Raw genomic sequence first — 16422 nt, forward strand, 5'->3', positions numbered from 1 at the left:
CGAGCCGGCGTAGCTCAACAGGCAGAGCACTAGCTCTCGGAGCGCACGACACGCCCATCCCGCACAACTTCATCGTGACGGGCCGGAGTCGATCGGTTATCTGGCAAAGCCCTCCGGGCTCGGGTTCAAGTCCCGCCGGCGCCTCGGCGCCGGACGTCGGCCGCCCCGCGGACGGCGTACTGCCGGTCGGCACGCCATGTCCGTCACCCACAGCTCTACGGCGGGCCGGAGAGCGTCGGTTATCCCTCACCTGGAAACCGTCCGGCACTCGGTCCCACGCCCGCCGCCATCCGCCCGGCCCCGCTCCGGTGGGGTCGGGCGCCGCTTCGAAGGAGTACCGCGATGGCCGACGCACTCGCCGCGATCAACCTGCGGCGCACCCGGCAGGATCGGCCGGCCGATCCTCGGCAGGCCGCGAACAACGCCGGTGGCTACGGGTTCACGGTCACCCCGGCCGCCCGGTTGCACCGGTTCCTGACGCTGGGCGTGGCCGAGGGTACCTACTACACCGGTGCGCCGGAGCTGGCCGCCGACAACGCGCAGGTCGTGCTGGACGCGGCCCGCGCCGACGCGGCCGAGCTGGTGCGTGCGGTGGTCGAGGTGTCGACGGCGGGACGCGCCCCGCGGCAGCACCCCGCCGTCTTCGCGCTGGCGGCGGCGTCGGCGTTGGGCGATGTGGACGGCCGGCGGGCGGCGTTCGCGGCGCTGCCGCAGGTGTGCCGGACCGGCACGCACCTGTTCCTGTTCGCGCGCTACCGCGAGCAGTTCGCCGGCTGGGGTCGCGGCGCGCGTCGCGCGGTCGCCCGCTGGTACCTCGGTCAGGGCGTCGATCGGCTGGAGTACCAGCTGCTGAAGTACCGGCAGCGGGAGGGCTGGACGCATCGCGACCTGTTGCGGCTGGCGCATCCGGTCAGCGGCGAGCCGGCGCGGCGCGCCCTGTTCGATCTGGTCTGTGGCCGGGATGCGGAGCTGGCGGATCTGCCGCTGTACCGGGCGTACCTGGCGGCGAACTCGACTGGTGACGTCGCCACCTGGGTACGGCTGATCGGCGATGCGGGCCTGTCCTGGGAGATGTTGCCGGATGCGGCGCTGACCGAGCCGGACGTGTGGGCCGCGCTGCTGGATCGTGGCCTGCCGCAGACGGCGCTGTTGCGGCAGCTGCCGCGGCTGACCCGGCTGGGGCTGTTGGCGCCGATGTCGGCGCGGGCCGCGGCGGTGGCGGCGCAGCTGGCCGATCCGCGGCGGCTGTCGGCGGCGCGGGTGCATCCGGTCAGCGTGCTGGTCGCCGCTCGGACCTACGCGGCGGGCGCGTCGGGGCGGTCGGACCGCACCTGGGTACCGTCGGCGCCGGTCGTCGACGGGTTGGATGCGGCGTTCTACGCGGCGTACGGTGCGGTCCGGCCGGCCGGCAAGCGCACCCTGCTCGCGCTGGACGTGTCCGGGTCGATGACGGTACCGGCCGGCGGGTTGCCGGTGTCGTGCCGGGAGGCGTCGGCGGCGCTGGCGCTGGTCACCGCGGCGACCGAACCCGCGCATGCGATCGTCGGGTTCACCGGCGGCGGTCGCGGCTGGACTCGCGCCTCGCCGCTGACGCCGCTCGCGATCGGCCCGCGGCAGCGGCTCGACGACGTGGTCGCGGCGGTGTCGAACCTGCCGTTCGGCCGTACCGACTGCGCGCTGCCGATGGTGTGGGCGCGCGAGCGGGGTGTCGAGGTGGACACCTTCGTGGTGTTGACCGACAACGAGACGTGGGCGGGCGATGTGCATCCGCACCAGGCGTTGGCCGACTACCGTGCGGCGACCGGGATCGCGGCACGGCTGGTGGTGGCGGCGCTGACGCCGACCCGGTTCACGATCGCGGACCCGTCCGATGCCGGGATGCTGGACGTGTCCGGCTTCGACTCCGCGGTACCGGGGTTGATCGCGGATTTCTCCCGCGGCGACCTGTGAGCCGGCGGCGGCCGTCTCGCTCCTGCGGGACGGCCGCCGGTCGGTGCCGCCGACCGACCGGCGGGTGCCGCCGCTCGGTGCCGCCGACCGACCGCCCGGTGTCGCCGCTCGGTACCGCCGGCTGGCCGCCCCGTGCCGCCGATCAGCGTGCGGTGTCGTGGTCCGCCTGGGAGGCGGCGTGGGTGCGGGCGGCGACAGCCGCGGCGTCAGCGTCGTGGGCGCGCAGGGCGGTGACGATGGCGTCGTGTTCGGCGATCACACGCCGCCAGTTGTCCGCCTCCAGCGGGGCGGAGACGCGGTAGCGACGGACCGCGGTGAGCAGCCGTTCGGTGAATTCGACGAGGATCTCGAACCCGGTGGCCTGCGCCACGGTCTCGTGGAACGCGGAGTTCAGTGGGGAGATCTCGGCCAGGCGACCGGCGAGCAGGTGTTCACGCATGGACATCTGGAGCCGGTCGAGGCGGTCCAGCGCGGTGGCGTCGATGAGGGGTGCGGCGAGCCTGGCGGCGAGCGGTTCGATCTCCTGCCGGGCCAGGTAGACACCGCGCAGTTGGTGCGCGCTGATCCGGGCGACGGTGGGGCCGGCGTGCTGCTGCTGGACGACCAGCCCGTGCGACTCCAGCCGCAGCATGGCTTCCCGGATCGGGATCTTGCTGACGCCGAGGGTGCGGGCCAGCGCGTCCATGCTCAGCCGCTGGCCAGGTTGCAGGGCGCCGTTGAGGATCTCGGCGCTGATGTGCTCGTACACCAGATCGGCCTTGCTCGGCACCGCCGGCAGGGGAGTCGACATACGGCAAGGATATACGGCTTCGCTCGTGTTTCGAGGAGATGTCGGCGCAGCCTAGCGCTCAGATCGTATATCGCATACTCTTCGTGGGACTCGACGGAGAGGTGGTGAGCGCCCCATGAACGTCACCGGAACAGCCGACGCGATCCCCGAGGCAGCGGCCCGGGTCGACCGGCGCACCATGATCGCGAGCACGGTGGGCACCGTGCTGGAGTGGTACGACTTCAACCTGTACGGGCTGGCCTCGGCGCTGGTGTTCGGCCCGCTGTTCTTCTCGTCCTCGTCGCTCGGCGGCACGCTGGCCTCGTTCGCCACCTTCGCGGTCGGCTTCGCCGCACGCCCGGTCGGCGGGCTGCTGTTCGGCCACCTCGGCGACCGACTCGGGCGCCGCCGCATCCTGCTCGTCACGATGCTCGTGATGGGGCTGTCCAGCGCGCTGCTCGGGATCCTGCCGACCTACGCCCAGGCAGGCATCTGGGCGCCGATCCTGCTGGTCGCGCTGCGCGTCTGCCAGGGCATCGGGGTCGGCGGCGAGTTCGGCGGGGCAACGCTGTTGACGGTGGAGAACGCGCCGGCCGGCCGCCGCGGGCTGCTCGGCGCGGTACCCGCGATGGGCACCGGCGCCGGGTTCGTGCTGGCCAGCGCGGTCTTCGGTACCGTCTCGCTGCTCCCCGACTCCGCGATGATGTCCTGGGGCTGGCGGGTTCCGTTCCTGGCGAGCATCGTGCTCGTCGGCTTCGGCTGGCTGGTGCGACGCGGCATCCAGGAGACACCGGTGTTCCGCGAGCTGGCCGCCCGCGGCGAGACCGCGCGCTTCCCGCTGCTGCTCACCCTGCGGCAGCAGCCCGGTGCCGTGCTGCGCACCATGGGCGTCACCGTCTCCGGTTTCGTCTGGGGGTACCTGATCCAGGCGTTCTCGCTGGCGTACGGGACGAGCCAGTTGCACCTGTCGCGCAGCACCATGCTGTGGGCAGTCGCGGTGGCCTCGGCGCTGGAGATCGTCACGATCCCGATGTGGGGCGCGCTGTCCGACCGGATCGGCCGCCGCCGGCTGGTCACCGCCGGCCTGGCGTTCACCGTGCTGTATGCCTTCCCGTTCTTCTGGTTGCTGTCGACCCGCAACACGCTGCTGGTCTTCGTCGCGATGATCGTCGCGATCCCGATCGCGAAGGACGCCGTGTTCGGCCCGCAGGCGGCGCTGGTCGCCGAGATGTTCGACGCCCGTGGCCGGTACAGCGGGGTCAGCGCCGGGCGGGAGATCGGCGGCGCGATCTTCGGCGGAACCGCCCCGTTCATCGGTACCGCGCTGCTCGCACTGACCGGCTCGATCTGGCCGGTCGCCCTGTACGTCGTCCTCGGCTGCCTCGTCACGTTCGTCGCGGTGGTCGCCGGCCGCGAAACAGCCGGCGGGACGCTGCGCTGACCACCCTCGACAAGGAGTACCCATGCGGATAGATCTCACCGGCCGTACCGCGATCGTGACCGGCGCGGCGCGCGGCATCGGCACGGCCATCGCGGGCAGCCTCGCCGGCGCGGGCGCGACCGTGGTGCTGGCCGACCGCGACCTCGAGCCGGCCCGCGCGCAGGCCGCGCGGATCGGGGCCGGCGCGCACGCCCTGGCCGTCGACGTGACCGACGAGGAGTCGGTCACCAACCTCGTCGGCGCGGTCACCCAGCGGCACGGCGGGCCGCACATCCTGGTCAACAACGCCGGGATCAGCCTGCCGGCGGCGACCCTGGACACCTCCGTGCGACGCTGGGAGCAGGTCGTCGGGGTGAACCTGACCGGCCCGTTCCTGTGCGCGCGGACCTGCCTGCCGGCGATGCAGGTCGCGGGGTGGGGGCGGATCGTCAACCTCTGCTCGTTCGCCGGCAAGTCGGCGCCGATCTACGCCGACAACGCCTCGTACGCCGCGGCAAAGGCCGGGCTGACCGGGCTGATCCACAACCTCGCGGTCGAGTTCGCCGCCGCAGGCGTCACCGTCAACGGCGTCGCGCCCGGCATCGTCGACACCGAACTGCTGCGCAGCGCGCACGACGAGGCCCGGCGGGCCGAACTCGCCGCGCGGATACCGGCCGGGCGGTTCACCACGCCCGAGGAAGTGGCCAGCCTGGTCACGTTCCTGTGCGCCCCGCAGGCGGCGGCGATCACCGGCGAGATCGTCGACATCAACGGCGGCCTGTACCTCGACTGAACCGGAGAACCACGTGAGTCAGCAGACGTTACGGATCGCCAAGATCGAGTGCCTGGCGCTGGAGGCCCGCTTCGACGAGATGTTCGACGAGGTGCCGGACTGGTTGGTACATCCCGCATCGAGTCACCGCGTGCTGCCGCGGCGCGGTCAGTACGCCACGGTGGTCAGGGTGTACGCCGAGGACGGCACCGTGGGTGTCGGCGAGGCGTACGGGCTGCCCGCACCGCAGGTGACCGCGACCTGTGTCGCCACCGTGCTCGCTCCGCTGCTGGTCGGCGCCGACGCGCTGGCCACCACCGCGCTGTGGCAACGGATGTACCAGGCGCAGGCCGCCGGCGGGCACAACCGCGGCTTCTTCCTGGAGGCCGTCGCCGGGGTCGACCAGGCACTGTGGGATCTGCGCGGCAAGGTACTCGGCCAGCCGGTGTACCGGCTGCTCGGCGGGCCGGTGCGGGAGCGCATCGACTGCTACGCGAGCCCGGTGCCGTTGCTGGCCGACCCGGCGGACTCGGCCCGCCGGGCGCAGGCATACGTCGCGGACGGCTTCCGCGCCGTCAAGGTCAAGATCGGCCGCGGGCAGCGGATCGACGGCGCCCACCTGCGGGCGGTGCGGGACGCCGTCGGTGCCGGCATCGACGTACTGGTGGACGCGAACTGCGCCTACCAGCTCGACGAGGCGACCCGGATCGGTTACCTGCTCCGGGATCTGGGCATCGACTGGTACGAGGAGCCGCTGCCGGTCGACGACCTCGCCGGGCTGGCCGAGCTGCGCCGCCGGACCGGCCTGACCATCGTCAACGGCGAGACCCACTTCACCCGCTTCGACGTACGCGACTCGCTGCGGCTCGGTGCGATCGACGTGGTGATGCCGAACCTGGCGCGTTGCGGTGGCATCACCGAGACCATCCGGATCGCCGCGCTCGCCTCGGCGTTCCACGTCGACATCGCCCCGCACGGAGTGGGCTCGGCGATCAACATGCACGCCGCGCTCGCGGTCATGGCCGCCACCCCGAACCTGCGCGTCTACGAGTACAACCGGCTGCCCAACCCGTTGCGGGACGCGCTGAGCATCGACCGGCCGGCGTTCCGGGACGGGCAGCTGTCGGTACCCGACCGGCCGGGTCTGGGGCTGCGGCTGGACGACGGGGTCGTGGATCGCTACCTGATCGGCACCTACTGACCGCCCCGGTGGGGTCGACGCCGCGGACCGCATCGACAGGGCTCCCGGCCGTGCAGCCGGGGCCCCGGTCGTTCGATCGACGGACGGCGGCTGGGCCACGCACGCCGGCAGCCGCTCAACCGAGGAAGGCGGCGATGGCGGTGCGCAGTTCCGGCGCGGCCAGGGAGGTGAAGTGGTCGCCGGGCACCCGCAGGAAGCGGGCGTCGGGCAGCGCGGCGGCGAGCTCGTCGGCGGAGGCGTGGTCGTGGTCCTGCTCGCCGAGCGCCACCAGTGTCGGGCAGGCCAGCTCGCGCAGGGCGTCCCGCGCGGTGGCCACCCGGCTGTCCAGGACGTGCAGCAGCGCCTGCGGGTCGTTGCCGAGCCGGCCGACCCAGTACGCCAGGTTCGCCTCCGGTGTGCCGGGCGCGAGCGGTTGGCCGTCGATGATCGCGGTCATCGCGGCACGGTAGGTGCCGGTCCGGCCGGTCGCGGCGGTGATGGTGTCGATGCCCTGGCCGACCAGTACCGCGCGGCGGGGACGGGCGCCGCGCACCAGCATCCGCAGCACGACCTGGCCGCCGAGCGAGACGCCGCCGAGGTCGTACTCGTCGAGGCCGAGCCGGTCGATCAGGGCGAGCCCGTCGTCGGCCAACACGTCCGGTGGATAGCCGGCATCGTGGTCGGCGCGGCCGGGATGGGCCTCACGGCCTCACCGGTGGCGGTACTGACGATGCACGACCTGCCCCCGGACCGGGCCGGTACCGGTTCGGCGCTGTTCGGTACCACCAGCCAGCTCGGTGCCTCGATCGGGGTGGCCGCGATCGGGAGTGTGTTCTTCCGCCGGCTCGCGAGCGGCGCCGGGTCCGGCCCCGGCGCGTACGGTGCGGCGCTCGCGGCGGCGCTGTGGGTCGGCATCGCGATGCTCGCGCTCGCGTTCGCCGCGGCGTTCCTGCTGCCGGGCGGGCGGACGGCGCGCCGGACCGGCGAGCGGCGTACCGAGGCGGCGGCCGGCGCCTGATCAAACGTGCAGCGACTCCACCGCGCGGGCGAGCGGAGCGAGGTCGGGGTCGTCGAGCGCAGCGTCGAGCGCTTCGCGCAGCGCGGCGTCGTTGGTGGGGCGCGCGGCTTCCAGCAGGCTGGCGCCGGCGGGGGTGACGTCGGTGTAGATGCCGCGGCGGTCGTCCGGGCACAGGTAGCGGGAGAGCAGGCCGCGGTCCTCCAACCGGCCGACGAGCCGGGTGGTGGCGCTCTGGCTGAGCACCACCGCCTCGGCGACCTGGCTCATCCGCAGGTGGCCGCCGGGCCCGTCGTGCTGCCGGCTGAGCACGTCGAGCAGCGAGAACTCGCGCACGCTGAGCTCGTGCCCGTCCTGCAGGGCGCGCTCGACGCGGGCGTCGATGCGGTCGTGCAGCAGCGACAGCGCGCACCAGCCCTGCGCCAGCCCGGTGCGCCGGGTACGTGTGCTCATCCCCCACCTCCGTGCTACCGCGCTCCCTGGCCAGGTGCGCGCCCGGGACGGGCGCCCGGCGATCATCGCCACATTACCCGCTCACGAATATAGCCCGCGCTTGCAATTATCAGGCGTGTGCAATTACCTTCGTGGAGTCAATGAACGCTCCTGCAACTGGAGGACGGCATGCCACTCGCCCTGATCGCGCTCGCGATCGGCGCATTCGGCATCGGTACCACCGAATTCGCCCCGATGGGACTGCTTCCGGACATCGCCGGCAGCCTCCACACCTCGATCCCCACCGCCGGCCAGCTGGTCAGCGGGTACGCCCTGGGCGTGCTCATCGGCGCCCCCGTGATGACCGCACTGGGCACCCGCGTCGCGCGGCGGCCGATGCTGATGCTGCTGATGGGGCTGTTCGTGGCCGGCAACGTGATCACCGCGCTCGCCCCGGTCTACGGACTGGTGCTCGGCGGTCGCCTCGTCACCTCGCTCACCCACGGCGCGTTCTTCGGCATCGGCGCCGTCGTCGCCGCCGAGTTGGTCGCGCCGGCCCGCCGCGCCGCGGCGATCTCGCTGATGTTCAGCGGCCTGACCCTCGCCAACGTCGTCGGCGTCCCCCTCGGTACGTTCGTCGGCCAGCAACTCGGCTGGCGCACCACGTTCCTGCTCATCGCCGCGCTCGGCCTCGCCGGCCTCGCCGGCATCGCCACCCTGGTACCGCGGCTGCCGCGCCCGGCCGGCGTGCGGCTGCGGCACGAGACCCGCGCGCTGCGCAACCCGCAGGTACTGCTCGCCATGGGCATGACCGTGCTCGGCTTCGGCGGCGTGTTCACCGCCGTCACCTACCTCGCCCCGCTGATGACCACCGTCGCCGGGTACCCGCCGGGCGCCGTGATGTGGCTGCAGGTCCTGTTCGGCGCCGGCATGGTCGCCGGCAACCTGCTCGGCGGCCGGCTCGCCGACCGGCGACTGATGCCCACGCTGCTGGTGGCGCTGGCCGCGCTCGCGGTGGTACTGGGCGCCTTCACCCTCACCGGGCACACCCGCATCGGTGCCGCCGTCACCGTCGCGCTGATCGGCGCGCTCGGGTTCACGACCGTACCGCCGCTGCAGAAGCGCATCATCGACACCGCGCCGGCAGCTCCGACGCTGGCCTCGGCGGTCAACATCGGCGCGTTCAACCTCGGCAACGCGATCGCCGCCGCACTCGGCGGCCTGGTCATCTCGGCGGGATTCGGCTACCCCGCCGCCACCGTGGTCGGCGCCGCGATGGCCGCGGGCGCGCTGCTGCTCGCCGTCGTCTCGGTGCTGCTGGATCGCCGCTCCGGCCGGACCGAGCCGACCGGCAGCCGCGAACCCGAGCCCGCGACCGCGGCGCTCCGCGCACCGAACCCGGACGCCGACCCGTCACCGCTCGGCCCGGCGAGCGCCTGAGCGGTTCTGCCCGGCGCGCCGGCCGCGACCAGCGGGCGGAGTCGGACCGCCCACGGACAGGCGTCGGTGGCCGTCCGTGGGCAGCTGGGCGCTGCCGCCGGAGGCCGGCAGCACCGCGGCGCCCGCTGGCGCCGGCCGCGACATGAGGGCGGCGCCGGCCGTCTCACTGCTCGACGATCTCCAGGCCGTTGCCGTCGGGATCGGTGACCGTGAACATCGGCGGGGCACCCTGCCAGCGCAGCAACTCGCCCACGCCGACACCCCGCCCGGCCAGCTCGGCGTGCTTCGCGGCGGCGTCGGCCACCGCGAGCCGGATGCCGGTCTCGACCCCGGCCGGCAGCCCGTCACCCGCCTGGACCAGGGCGATCCCGGTGGCGGCGGCGTCGGCGCCGGCCGGCGCGAGCACGATCCACCGGCTACCCAGCTGCGGCAGCGGCATGTCCATCCGGACGGTGAACCCGAAGGCGTCGGTGTAGAACTCGACCGCCTTGTCCTGATCTGCCACCGGGATGCCGACCACCGGCACCCCGACCACGGGATTGCTCATCACGTACCTCCTCGACACGGGGGTCCTCACCGGTCAGACGATCGAACACCCCGATTCTCATCGCACCAGGCGTCCGGTCCCGCTGGCCGCAGCGACATGCGGGCAAGCGACGGCCGCACCCCCGTCACGCCGAGCGATGGCGAGAGGGGTGACCGCCGGATGGGTCGCCGCCGCGCGCCGACGCACCATGGGGTAGCCGAACAGGCGGACACCGCCGCCCAGCAACACGCCACGGGGCCGCCGCACGGCGGGGCGCGCGCCCGGCGGTACGCCGTCGGGCTGCGCGTTTGCGCCCCTCCACAACAGCGTTGTTCGGTGCGTCCGGTCCCGCCTAGAATTCGACCGTTGATCCGATCCCCTGTCGCCAACGGTCGGCGCCACACACCCGCCGGCCCCACGGCTCGGCTGCCCGCGGCCTGCGGGACTGGCCACCGCCAGCGGAGCAGGGACGACACGCGCGACACCGCGGCGATGGAGGAACGCACCATGCAGGACGGGACGCCCACCGAACCGAGTCCCTGGAGCCGTCCCGCCGAACCCGGCGGCGAGACACCGACCGCGGATCCGCCGCCGAGCCCCGGGCAACCACCGGCCCCCGGGCTCCCGCCGACGCCTGAGCTACCGCCGAACCCCGGGCTCCCGGCCACTCCCGAGCCGTCGCCAAGTTCCGGGCTGCCGCCAGGCCCCGAACTGCCGCCGGCCGCCGGGCTGCCGCCGGGCCCCGAACTGCCGCCGGGCGATGCCGCGGGCCCGCCGCCGAGCCTGGGCGGGCTGCCACCCGGGGTGCCCGGATCCGCCGGCGCCACGGGCGGTTTCGGATCGCCGGCGACACCGCCGGGAGCACCGTCCTGGCCGGCGAAGCCACCGGCACCGCCCCGGTACCACGACCGGCTGGCGGCGGCGCTGGGCAACGCGTCGCTGCTCGGCGTCGGGTACGTGCTGCTGCACCGGCGCGGGCTGGCCGTCCTCGCCGACCTGATCACGCTGGTCCTCCTGCTGCTCGCGACCAGCGCGTTCCGTACCGGGTGGTTCGAGATCGTGATCGGCCTCTGGTGGCTCGCGCTGATCGCGCACGGCTGGTACCTCGGCGGCGGCACCGCGCCGCGCACCGGGGTGCTCCGGCAGCGGGTGACCGCACTGTGCTTCGTGGTACCGGTGCTGCTCGGGCTGGCGTTCCTGCGGTTCGATGCGCAGACCATCGACGGTGCGCTCAGCGCCGCGCGCCGCGACGGCGACTGCACGGCGGCCCGCGCCGCGCTGGCCCGCATCGGGTTCGGCGACGCGCTCGCCGACGCCCCGCTCACCGTGCGCGCCGACCACACCAGGGTGGCCTGCGACCGGGTCGCCGCGGCCGGTGCGAGCCTGCGCAGCGGGCTGCGGTCGGCCGACACCGACTCGCTGGCCAAGGGTTTCGACGGGCTGGCCGGCGTGCTGCACGACCTGCCCGGCCACGACAGGATGGTCGACCGGGCGCTGACCGCGTTCCTCGCCGGGCTGCCCACCCACGATGCCTGCCACACCGCGGCCATCACCGACTGGCTGCGTGCCCGGACACCCGACCACACGCTGCTCGACCGCGCCCGGAAGGTGGTACCGCGCACCGCGCCGGCCGCACTGCTCGGCTGCGGCGACAGCCTGATGTCCGACGGCAAGTGGGCGCCGGCGAAGAAGCGGTACCGGCAGTTGCTCACCCAGTACCCGGACGATCCGCGGGACGGGAGGGCCCGCACCGGGGTCACCAGGGCGGACAAGAAGATCGAGCTGGACCACATCGACTCGCTGCTGTCCGGCCCGATGGAAGGCGGCTGGCCGCAGTACTGCCGGGCGCCGGAGAAGTACCCGGACGCCACGCATTACCGCAAGGGCACCAACCGCGCGATGTTCTTCGGCGGCGACGATTACACCGGCAAGCTACCGTCGTCCTGGCGGACCGACGACACCACCAAGGCGGCGCTGATCGCCTGCGTCGGCGACGAGAAGCGCGGCAGCGCGACCCGCACCTGCCCATACCAGAGCAATGCGCATCCCGGCTCGCCGATCGACGTGACGTTCTACAAGATCGCGCTGCCGGTGCAGGTGTACGAGCTGCGCACCGGCCGCAAGGTCGCCGACCGGACGATCCAGATCGGCGGCTCCAGTTGCCCGCAGGTGCTCGACTACACCACCACGGAGCCCTACTACAACTCCGATCCGTCCACCAAGCAGTCGGTCGACCCCTCCACCGGCGACATCCGCGCCGCGTTCCGGTCCCTCGTCGTCCACTGAGGACAGCGCAGCGTCAGCGGCCGCCACCGTGCCGGACGGCCGCGGCGATCGCGCGGATCCGGTCCGGTCCGATCCCGGTACGCTGCTCGACGGCGAGCGGGTGGTCGGTGGGTTCCAGTTCGACGAACGGGCGCTCACCGACCGGCCGGGTGTGCACGTTCGTCGCCAGGTTGGTGGTGCCGGGCGAGTAGACCGCCAGCTCGGTGCTCAACCAGCCGAAGTACGGCCGCTCCCGCTCCCGCCCCGGCTCTTCCCACCGGTCGACGGCGCGGGAGTAGCTGTCCCGGCTCAGCGACACCCACACGCCCCAGCAGAACACCTCGTCGCTGCCGACGACCGGGATCTCGATCAGGCCCTTGATGAAGAAGTGCTGGTCTCGCACGACGCACAGGTCGTCCGAGAGCATGCTGTCGGCCCGGCTCTCGAGGCTCGCATCCCAGACATCCGGCGCGGCGGTGCCGTAGCTCGTGGGTAGTTCCGCGTGCTGGACGCCGCAGCGGGAGCAGAGGTAACCGAGCTCGCTCGTCATCCGTAGCAGCCTAACGAGTTTCGCTTCCGGCGCCCCGCGGTGGGGCTCGCTGGCCACGGTGACGTGTCCGGCGGGCGCCCGGTGCGTGATGCGTTCGGACACCGGCCGGGTACCGATCGCCCGGCGGCTCTGCCCTGAGCGAAGACGAGTGCCGGTACCGGCATCGGCGGATACGGTGGGGCGCATGGAGATCGTCGAGCTGCGTCCGGACCTGCGGATGGTGGTCGGCGCTCCCGGGCAGGCCTACCTGTTGCGTCACTCCGGTGGGGTGTTGCTGGTCGACACCGGCCGAATGGGCACCGGCGACGCGATCGCCGGGGCGCTGCGGGAGTGGGGTCTGGGCCGTGATGCCGTCACCCATCTCGTGCTGACGCACTGGCACGCCGACCATGCCGGGTCCGCCGCGGAGATCGCCGGCTGGCCGAACGTCCGGGTGTTCGCGCACCGCGCCGACGCCCCGGTCGTCCGCGGCGAGCGGGCCGGCGCGGAGGCGATGCTCACCCCCGCCGAGCGCACGCTGCACGCACAGGTGTCCGATGGCCTGCCGGACGCGCCGCCCGCGCGGGTGGACCACGAACTCGACGACGCACAGACCCTCGCCGACCTCGGCGCACACGTCGTCGCCACGCCGGGCCACACGCCCGGCAGCATCGCGCTGCACCTGCCGGCGGCCGGTGTGCTGTTCACCGGGGACATCGCCGCCGAGCACGACGGGGCCGTGCTGCTCGGCCCGTTCAACTGCGACCGGGAGCTGGCCAAGCGCTCGTTCCGGCGGCTGGGCGAGCTTGCCGCCGACGTGGTCTGCTTCGGCCACGGCCGACCGCTGCTCGGCGCGGCGACCAGTGCGCTGCGGCTGGCCGCCACCGCACGAACCGTGCCCGACCCGCTCGGCTGACCAGCATCACGACCCCACCTCGCCTGCGGTCCGGCCGATGCCATGGCACCGGCCGGGATCCGGCGAGCACCCGGTCTCTTGGTGTCACGCACCCGCCGGGCATGGTCGATCGATCCGGTGTCCCGGGGCCTGCCGGCCCGACGGGTTCCGGCACCCGGTTCGGCGGTCAGGTGGCCGGCAGCGGGACCCGAACGGTGTCGAGGTGGGATTGGAAGGTGAGGTTCGCCGACCAGCCGTCGACCTGCGGCGGGTCGGCGCCGAGCCAGACCGGTTCGTCGGCGGGATAGGCGGCGAGCTGGTCGGCGACACCGGCGCGGGAGACCACCACGCAGGCGTGCCGGTGCCGGGAGGCCAGCACGCACAACCGGCCGGCCTCCAGGTGGAACGCCGACGCATCGCGCCGACCGGACAGCGGATGCCAGGCCACGACCAGCTCGTACTGCCGTCCCTGCAGGCGGTTCGCGGTGTCGACGGTGACCGTGCCGGGGGCGATGCCGCGCTCGGCGAGCGCTGCGGTGACGAACGCGCGCTGGTCGCGGTGGGTCACCCCGACGGCGAGCTGCTCGGCGGTCAGCGTGCCGGAGCCCGACTCGTCCACTGTGGACACCTCGGTGCCGAGCAGCCGGGTCACCAGGGTCGCGATGGCGGCGACGGCGGCCGGGTCGGTGCGCGGCAGGTACGCCTCGGGCAGCTCCAGCAGGCCCCAGCCGGTGTCGGCCGCCGTCGCCAGCACCTCCCCGTACGCGTCGGTGCCCGGTGCCGCGATCCGCAACGAGCGCTGCCCGGGCTCGGTACCGGCGCGAAACGCCCTGGTGTAGAAGGAATCCGAGACCAGCGAAGCGGCGCTGGGCGGCAGCCGCCAGGACACCGGCAGCGGCACCACCGGGGTGTCCGGATGGTTGCGCAGGATGGTGCCGGCCGCGGTGTCCAGCGGCCACGTCGCGTACGAGCGGAGCACGTGCTCGTCGGCGACCGTGAACGGTGACAACTGGCCCGGATCGCCGACCAGCAGCAACCGGTCGAACAGCTCGGCCACCCGCACCAGCGCGGCCGACGACATCTGGTACGCCTCGTCGACGATGCCCAGACCGAAGTGCTGGTCGGCCGCGTCGACGAACGCCCACTTCGCCGCGGTGGCCACCAGCACGGCGCAACCGCTCAGCTCGGCCGCCTTCGTCGCGTACGCCACCGGCGCCGCGCCGGCGTCCGCCGTCGGGGGGACGTAGCCGCCGGCGTGCAGCCGGCCGACCCGGGCCGGCGCGACCGCGGCGGCGATCGCCGCGGCCAGGTCGTCGGCCTGGTCGTTGGTCTGGGTGATGACCGGCACCTGGACGCCGGTGTCGACCAGCCGGGCGGTCAGCTGCCGCACCAGCGTCGACTTCCCGGCGCCCGGCGGCGAGTCGACGACCACGGTGCGCGCGCCGCCGGTCAGGTAGGACCAGGTGCGTTCGGCGGCCGCAGCGTGCGCGGCGCCCGGCGATTCGGTGCGCAGCCCGGTCATCGCCCGCCCTCCCGGCGATCGTCGAGGCCGTCCCGATCCGGGGCCGAACCGAGCGGTTCCGGGCCAGCGACCGCCTCCGGGCCGGCGACCGGCTCGGGGCCAGCGACGGGTTTCGGGCCGACGGCCGGCTCGGGGCCAGCGACCGGCTCGGGACCGGGGACGGGTTCCGGGCCGGCGACCGGCTCGGGGCCGACGGCCGGTCCGTCGCCGTCGTCGGTCTCGCGGGCCCGGTGCGTCCAGGGCAGGTCGTCGGGCAGGGTGTCGCCGAAGACCGGTTGCGGACCGAACGGGGCGAGGGTCACGTCGGCGCCGACCGCCGGCAGCGCCGCATCCGCCTGCTGCGGGGTGCGTCCCATCCCCTTGACCACGATGCAGTCGATGGCGCCGTCCGCGCCGATCCGGCCCGTCCGCACCTGGACGCCGGGGCGGTCGACCAACCACAGCTCGGTACCGGCCGGGCGGTCGAACGCGAGGTGCGGCCGGATCCGCAGCAGCGGGCGCAGCACCTTGCTGCCGCGGGCGTTGAGCTCGCGGCGTTCGTGGTCGCGGGCCACGAGCTGCCCGGACAGCGCCTCGCCGGACGCGACGTAGCCGGCGAGCACCAGCGGATCGTCCAGCGCCATCTGGCGTTCCAGCGCCGCGGTACGCGACTCCAGCTCGCCGAGGAACCGGAACGCGCGCAGCTGGTCGAGTCGGGCGCTGAAGTGCGCGGTACCGGCGGCGACCCGGTCGAGGTGGTGGGTCCAGGCGCGGCGGTCGGAATCCCAGCGCGGTTCGGCGTGCGCGGCCGGCGGCAGGGCCGCGACCAGCTCCCGGACCCGCCAGGTGGCTCGCCAGGCCGGGTCGAGCGCCTCGTCCAGCAGGGCGGTGAGGGTGGCCTCGTCGCCGTCGGCGTGGTACCGCTCGATCACCGGGGCCAGCCGTGTCGCGTCGAAGTGCGGGTCGGGCACCGGCCCGGCCGGCGGCAGCGACTCGGCCGCCAGCGCCGCCGAGACCCCGTCGGGCCGCTGTTCGCCGGCGGCCGCATCGGGCTCGCGACCAGCCGGTACCGCGGCGGCCGGGGCGGTGTGGTGCTGCGGGTCGACCCAGGCGAGGGCGGCGTGCAGGTTGGCGTCCTCGGCCGGCAGCTGCCCGGTGACCCAGTGGGTGGTCAGCAGGTCGCCGGCGGCGAGCACCAGCGCGGAGCCGGGCAGCACCCGCCGGGTGGCGAAGAAGCTCAGGTCCCCGCCGACGGCCGGCAGTACCGGATCGACCGGGTGCTCGCCGTCGGTGCGCAGGTAGCGCAGCGAGCGGCCGAGGGTGTCGCACAGCCAGCCGGCGGTCGTCGCGTTGGGCACCAACAGCTGTGGGGCACGCCGGCAGATCTGCTCGGTGTCGGTCGCCACGCCGCGGCGGTCCAGCACCGGCACTTCGTCGCGGTCGGCGAACCCGGCGAGGTGGTCGCGCAGGTCGGCGCCGAAGGTGGCGAGCGCGGCGAAGCGCAGCGTGCGGTCGCGCGGTTCGGGCACCACGACGGTGCGCCACCGGCCGGGCGCCGTCCCGTACCGCAGGGCGAGCGGCGCGGCGGGCTCCCCCGCCAGGTGGTATCCGACGATCACCAGCGGTTCGCCGGCCAGGTAGGGGTGGCAGCGGGCGGCGGCCGGCACCGCGCGCCGCTGCCGGCGGGCGAGCAGCCGCCGGTAGGTGGCGAGGTCGCTCATCGCGGCA

15 protein-coding genes are annotated in these 16422 nt (G+C 74.0%); 8 read left to right on the top strand and 7 right to left on the bottom strand.

The features are described from left to right. The first annotated feature begins 342 nt into the window (after positions 1 to 342). Positions 343 to 1950 carry a TROVE domain-containing protein gene (locus tag Athai_RS22470; RefSeq protein ID WP_203963312.1) on the top strand — a complete coding sequence of 536 codons (1608 nt, stop codon included), beginning with the start codon at positions 343 to 345 and terminating at the stop codon, positions 1948 to 1950. Between the two features lie 142 nt (positions 1951 to 2092). On the opposite strand, the gene Athai_RS22475 is transcribed toward Athai_RS22470, so the two are convergent. Further along, positions 2093 to 2740, bottom strand: coding sequence for a GntR family transcriptional regulator (locus Athai_RS22475; protein WP_203963313.1), 648 nt, complete (start codon positions 2738 to 2740; stop codon positions 2093 to 2095). A gap of 115 nt (positions 2741 to 2855) precedes the next feature. On the opposite strand from Athai_RS22475, the gene Athai_RS22480 reads away from it, so the two are divergent. Genes Athai_RS22480 through Athai_RS22490 form a run of 3 tightly spaced genes read left to right on the top strand, consistent with a single transcriptional unit; the run spans position 2856 to position 6112 of the window. After that, positions 2856 to 4160, top strand: coding sequence for an MFS transporter (locus tag Athai_RS22480; RefSeq protein ID WP_203963314.1), 1305 nt, complete (start codon positions 2856 to 2858; stop codon positions 4158 to 4160). A gap of 22 nt (positions 4161 to 4182) precedes the next feature. Beyond that, positions 4183 to 4932 (top strand): SDR family NAD(P)-dependent oxidoreductase, encoded by a 750-nt coding sequence (locus Athai_RS22485; protein WP_203963315.1) that lies wholly within the window; start codon positions 4183 to 4185, stop codon positions 4930 to 4932. A gap of 13 nt (positions 4933 to 4945) precedes the next feature. After that, positions 4946 to 6112, top strand: a complete 1167-nt coding sequence (locus Athai_RS22490; protein ID WP_203963316.1) for a mandelate racemase/muconate lactonizing enzyme family protein — start codon at positions 4946 to 4948, stop codon at positions 6110 to 6112. Between the two features lie 115 nt (positions 6113 to 6227). Here Athai_RS22490 and Athai_RS22495 read toward each other — a convergent pair whose 3' ends face one another. Then, the gene (locus Athai_RS22495) at positions 6228 to 6746 is read right to left on the bottom strand and encodes an alpha/beta fold hydrolase (protein WP_203963317.1); all 519 of its coding nucleotides are present in this window, start codon (positions 6744 to 6746) and stop codon (positions 6228 to 6230) included. Positions 6747 to 6806: 60 nt separating this feature from the next. Here Athai_RS22495 and Athai_RS22500 point away from each other — a divergent pair, with 60 nt between their 5' ends. Beyond that, complete coding sequence (locus tag Athai_RS22500; protein ID WP_203963318.1) at positions 6807 to 7109, top strand: hypothetical protein; 303 nt, start codon at positions 6807 to 6809, stop codon at positions 7107 to 7109. Here Athai_RS22500 and Athai_RS22505 read toward each other — a convergent pair whose 3' ends face one another. Continuing rightward, positions 7110 to 7559 carry a MarR family winged helix-turn-helix transcriptional regulator gene (locus tag Athai_RS22505; protein ID WP_203963319.1) on the bottom strand — a complete coding sequence of 150 codons (450 nt, stop codon included), beginning with the start codon at positions 7557 to 7559 and terminating at the stop codon, positions 7110 to 7112. A 168-nt stretch (positions 7560 to 7727) separates the two neighbouring features. On the opposite strand from Athai_RS22505, the gene Athai_RS22510 reads away from it, so the two are divergent. Beyond that, positions 7728 to 8978: an MFS transporter gene (locus Athai_RS22510; protein WP_203963320.1), complete on the top strand. Its 1251-nt coding sequence runs from the start codon at positions 7728 to 7730 to the stop codon at positions 8976 to 8978. 163 nt (positions 8979 to 9141) lie between these two features. Here the strand turns inward: Athai_RS22510 and Athai_RS22515 are convergent, their stop codons facing one another. Beyond that, positions 9142 to 9525, bottom strand: a complete 384-nt coding sequence (locus tag Athai_RS22515; RefSeq protein ID WP_203963321.1) for a VOC family protein — start codon at positions 9523 to 9525, stop codon at positions 9142 to 9144. Positions 9526 to 10308: 783 nt separating this feature from the next. On the opposite strand from Athai_RS22515, the gene Athai_RS22520 reads away from it, so the two are divergent. Further along, on the top strand, positions 10309 to 11790 hold the full coding sequence (locus tag Athai_RS22520) for a tol-pal system YbgF family protein (RefSeq protein WP_203963322.1): 1482 nt from the start codon (positions 10309 to 10311) through the stop codon (positions 11788 to 11790). A gap of 13 nt (positions 11791 to 11803) precedes the next feature. On the opposite strand, the gene Athai_RS22525 is transcribed toward Athai_RS22520, so the two are convergent. Next, positions 11804 to 12319 carry a DUF2199 domain-containing protein gene (locus tag Athai_RS22525; RefSeq protein WP_203963323.1) on the bottom strand — a complete coding sequence of 172 codons (516 nt, stop codon included), beginning with the start codon at positions 12317 to 12319 and terminating at the stop codon, positions 11804 to 11806. A 184-nt stretch (positions 12320 to 12503) separates the two neighbouring features. On the opposite strand from Athai_RS22525, the gene Athai_RS22530 reads away from it, so the two are divergent. Further along, positions 12504 to 13214 (top strand): MBL fold metallo-hydrolase, encoded by a 711-nt coding sequence (locus Athai_RS22530; protein ID WP_203963324.1) that lies wholly within the window; start codon positions 12504 to 12506, stop codon positions 13212 to 13214. 166 nt (positions 13215 to 13380) lie between these two features. On the opposite strand, the gene Athai_RS22535 is transcribed toward Athai_RS22530, so the two are convergent. Both Athai_RS22535 and Athai_RS22540 read right to left on the bottom strand, forming a co-directional pair. Beyond that, positions 13381 to 14715, bottom strand: coding sequence for an AAA family ATPase (locus tag Athai_RS22535; RefSeq protein ID WP_203963325.1), 1335 nt, complete (start codon positions 14713 to 14715; stop codon positions 13381 to 13383). Next, positions 14712 to 16415 carry a serine/threonine-protein kinase gene (locus tag Athai_RS22540; protein WP_203963326.1) on the bottom strand — a complete coding sequence of 568 codons (1704 nt, stop codon included), beginning with the start codon at positions 16413 to 16415 and terminating at the stop codon, positions 14712 to 14714. Before Athai_RS22540 ends, Athai_RS22535 begins: the two co-directional genes overlap by 4 nt. Positions 16416 to 16422 lie beyond the last annotated feature (7 nt).

Origin of the sequence: Actinocatenispora thailandica, assembly GCF_016865425.1 — a bacterium.
GTDB classification, from domain to species: Bacteria; Actinomycetota; Actinomycetes; order Mycobacteriales; family Micromonosporaceae; genus Actinocatenispora; species Actinocatenispora thailandica.

Bases quoted from the DNA above. Each gene is read 5' to 3' on its own strand.
- Athai_RS22540 (WP_203963326.1), bottom strand. From the start codon at position 16,415: ATGAGCGACCTCGCCACCTACCGGCGGCTGCTCGCCCGCCGGCAGCGG.
- Athai_RS22525 (WP_203963323.1), bottom strand. From the start codon at position 12,319: ATGACGAGCGAGCTCGGTTACCTCTGCTCCCGCTGCGGCGTCCAGCAC.
- Athai_RS22505 (WP_203963319.1), bottom strand. From the start codon at position 7,559: ATGAGCACACGTACCCGGCGCACCGGGCTGGCGCAGGGCTGGTGCGCG.
- Athai_RS22510 (WP_203963320.1), top strand. From the start codon at position 7,728: ATGCCACTCGCCCTGATCGCGCTCGCGATCGGCGCATTCGGCATCGGT.
- Athai_RS22530 (WP_203963324.1), top strand. From the start codon at position 12,504: ATGGAGATCGTCGAGCTGCGTCCGGACCTGCGGATGGTGGTCGGCGCT.
- Athai_RS22515 (WP_203963321.1), bottom strand. From the start codon at position 9,525: ATGAGCAATCCCGTGGTCGGGGTGCCGGTGGTCGGCATCCCGGTGGCA.
- Athai_RS22480 (WP_203963314.1), top strand. From the start codon at position 2,856: ATGAACGTCACCGGAACAGCCGACGCGATCCCCGAGGCAGCGGCCCGG.
- Athai_RS22485 (WP_203963315.1), top strand. From the start codon at position 4,183: ATGCGGATAGATCTCACCGGCCGTACCGCGATCGTGACCGGCGCGGCG.
- Athai_RS22475 (WP_203963313.1), bottom strand. From the start codon at position 2,740: ATGTCGACTCCCCTGCCGGCGGTGCCGAGCAAGGCCGATCTGGTGTAC.
- Athai_RS22535 (WP_203963325.1), bottom strand. From the start codon at position 14,715: ATGACCGGGCTGCGCACCGAATCGCCGGGCGCCGCGCACGCTGCGGCC.
- Athai_RS22470 (WP_203963312.1), top strand. From the start codon at position 343: ATGGCCGACGCACTCGCCGCGATCAACCTGCGGCGCACCCGGCAGGAT.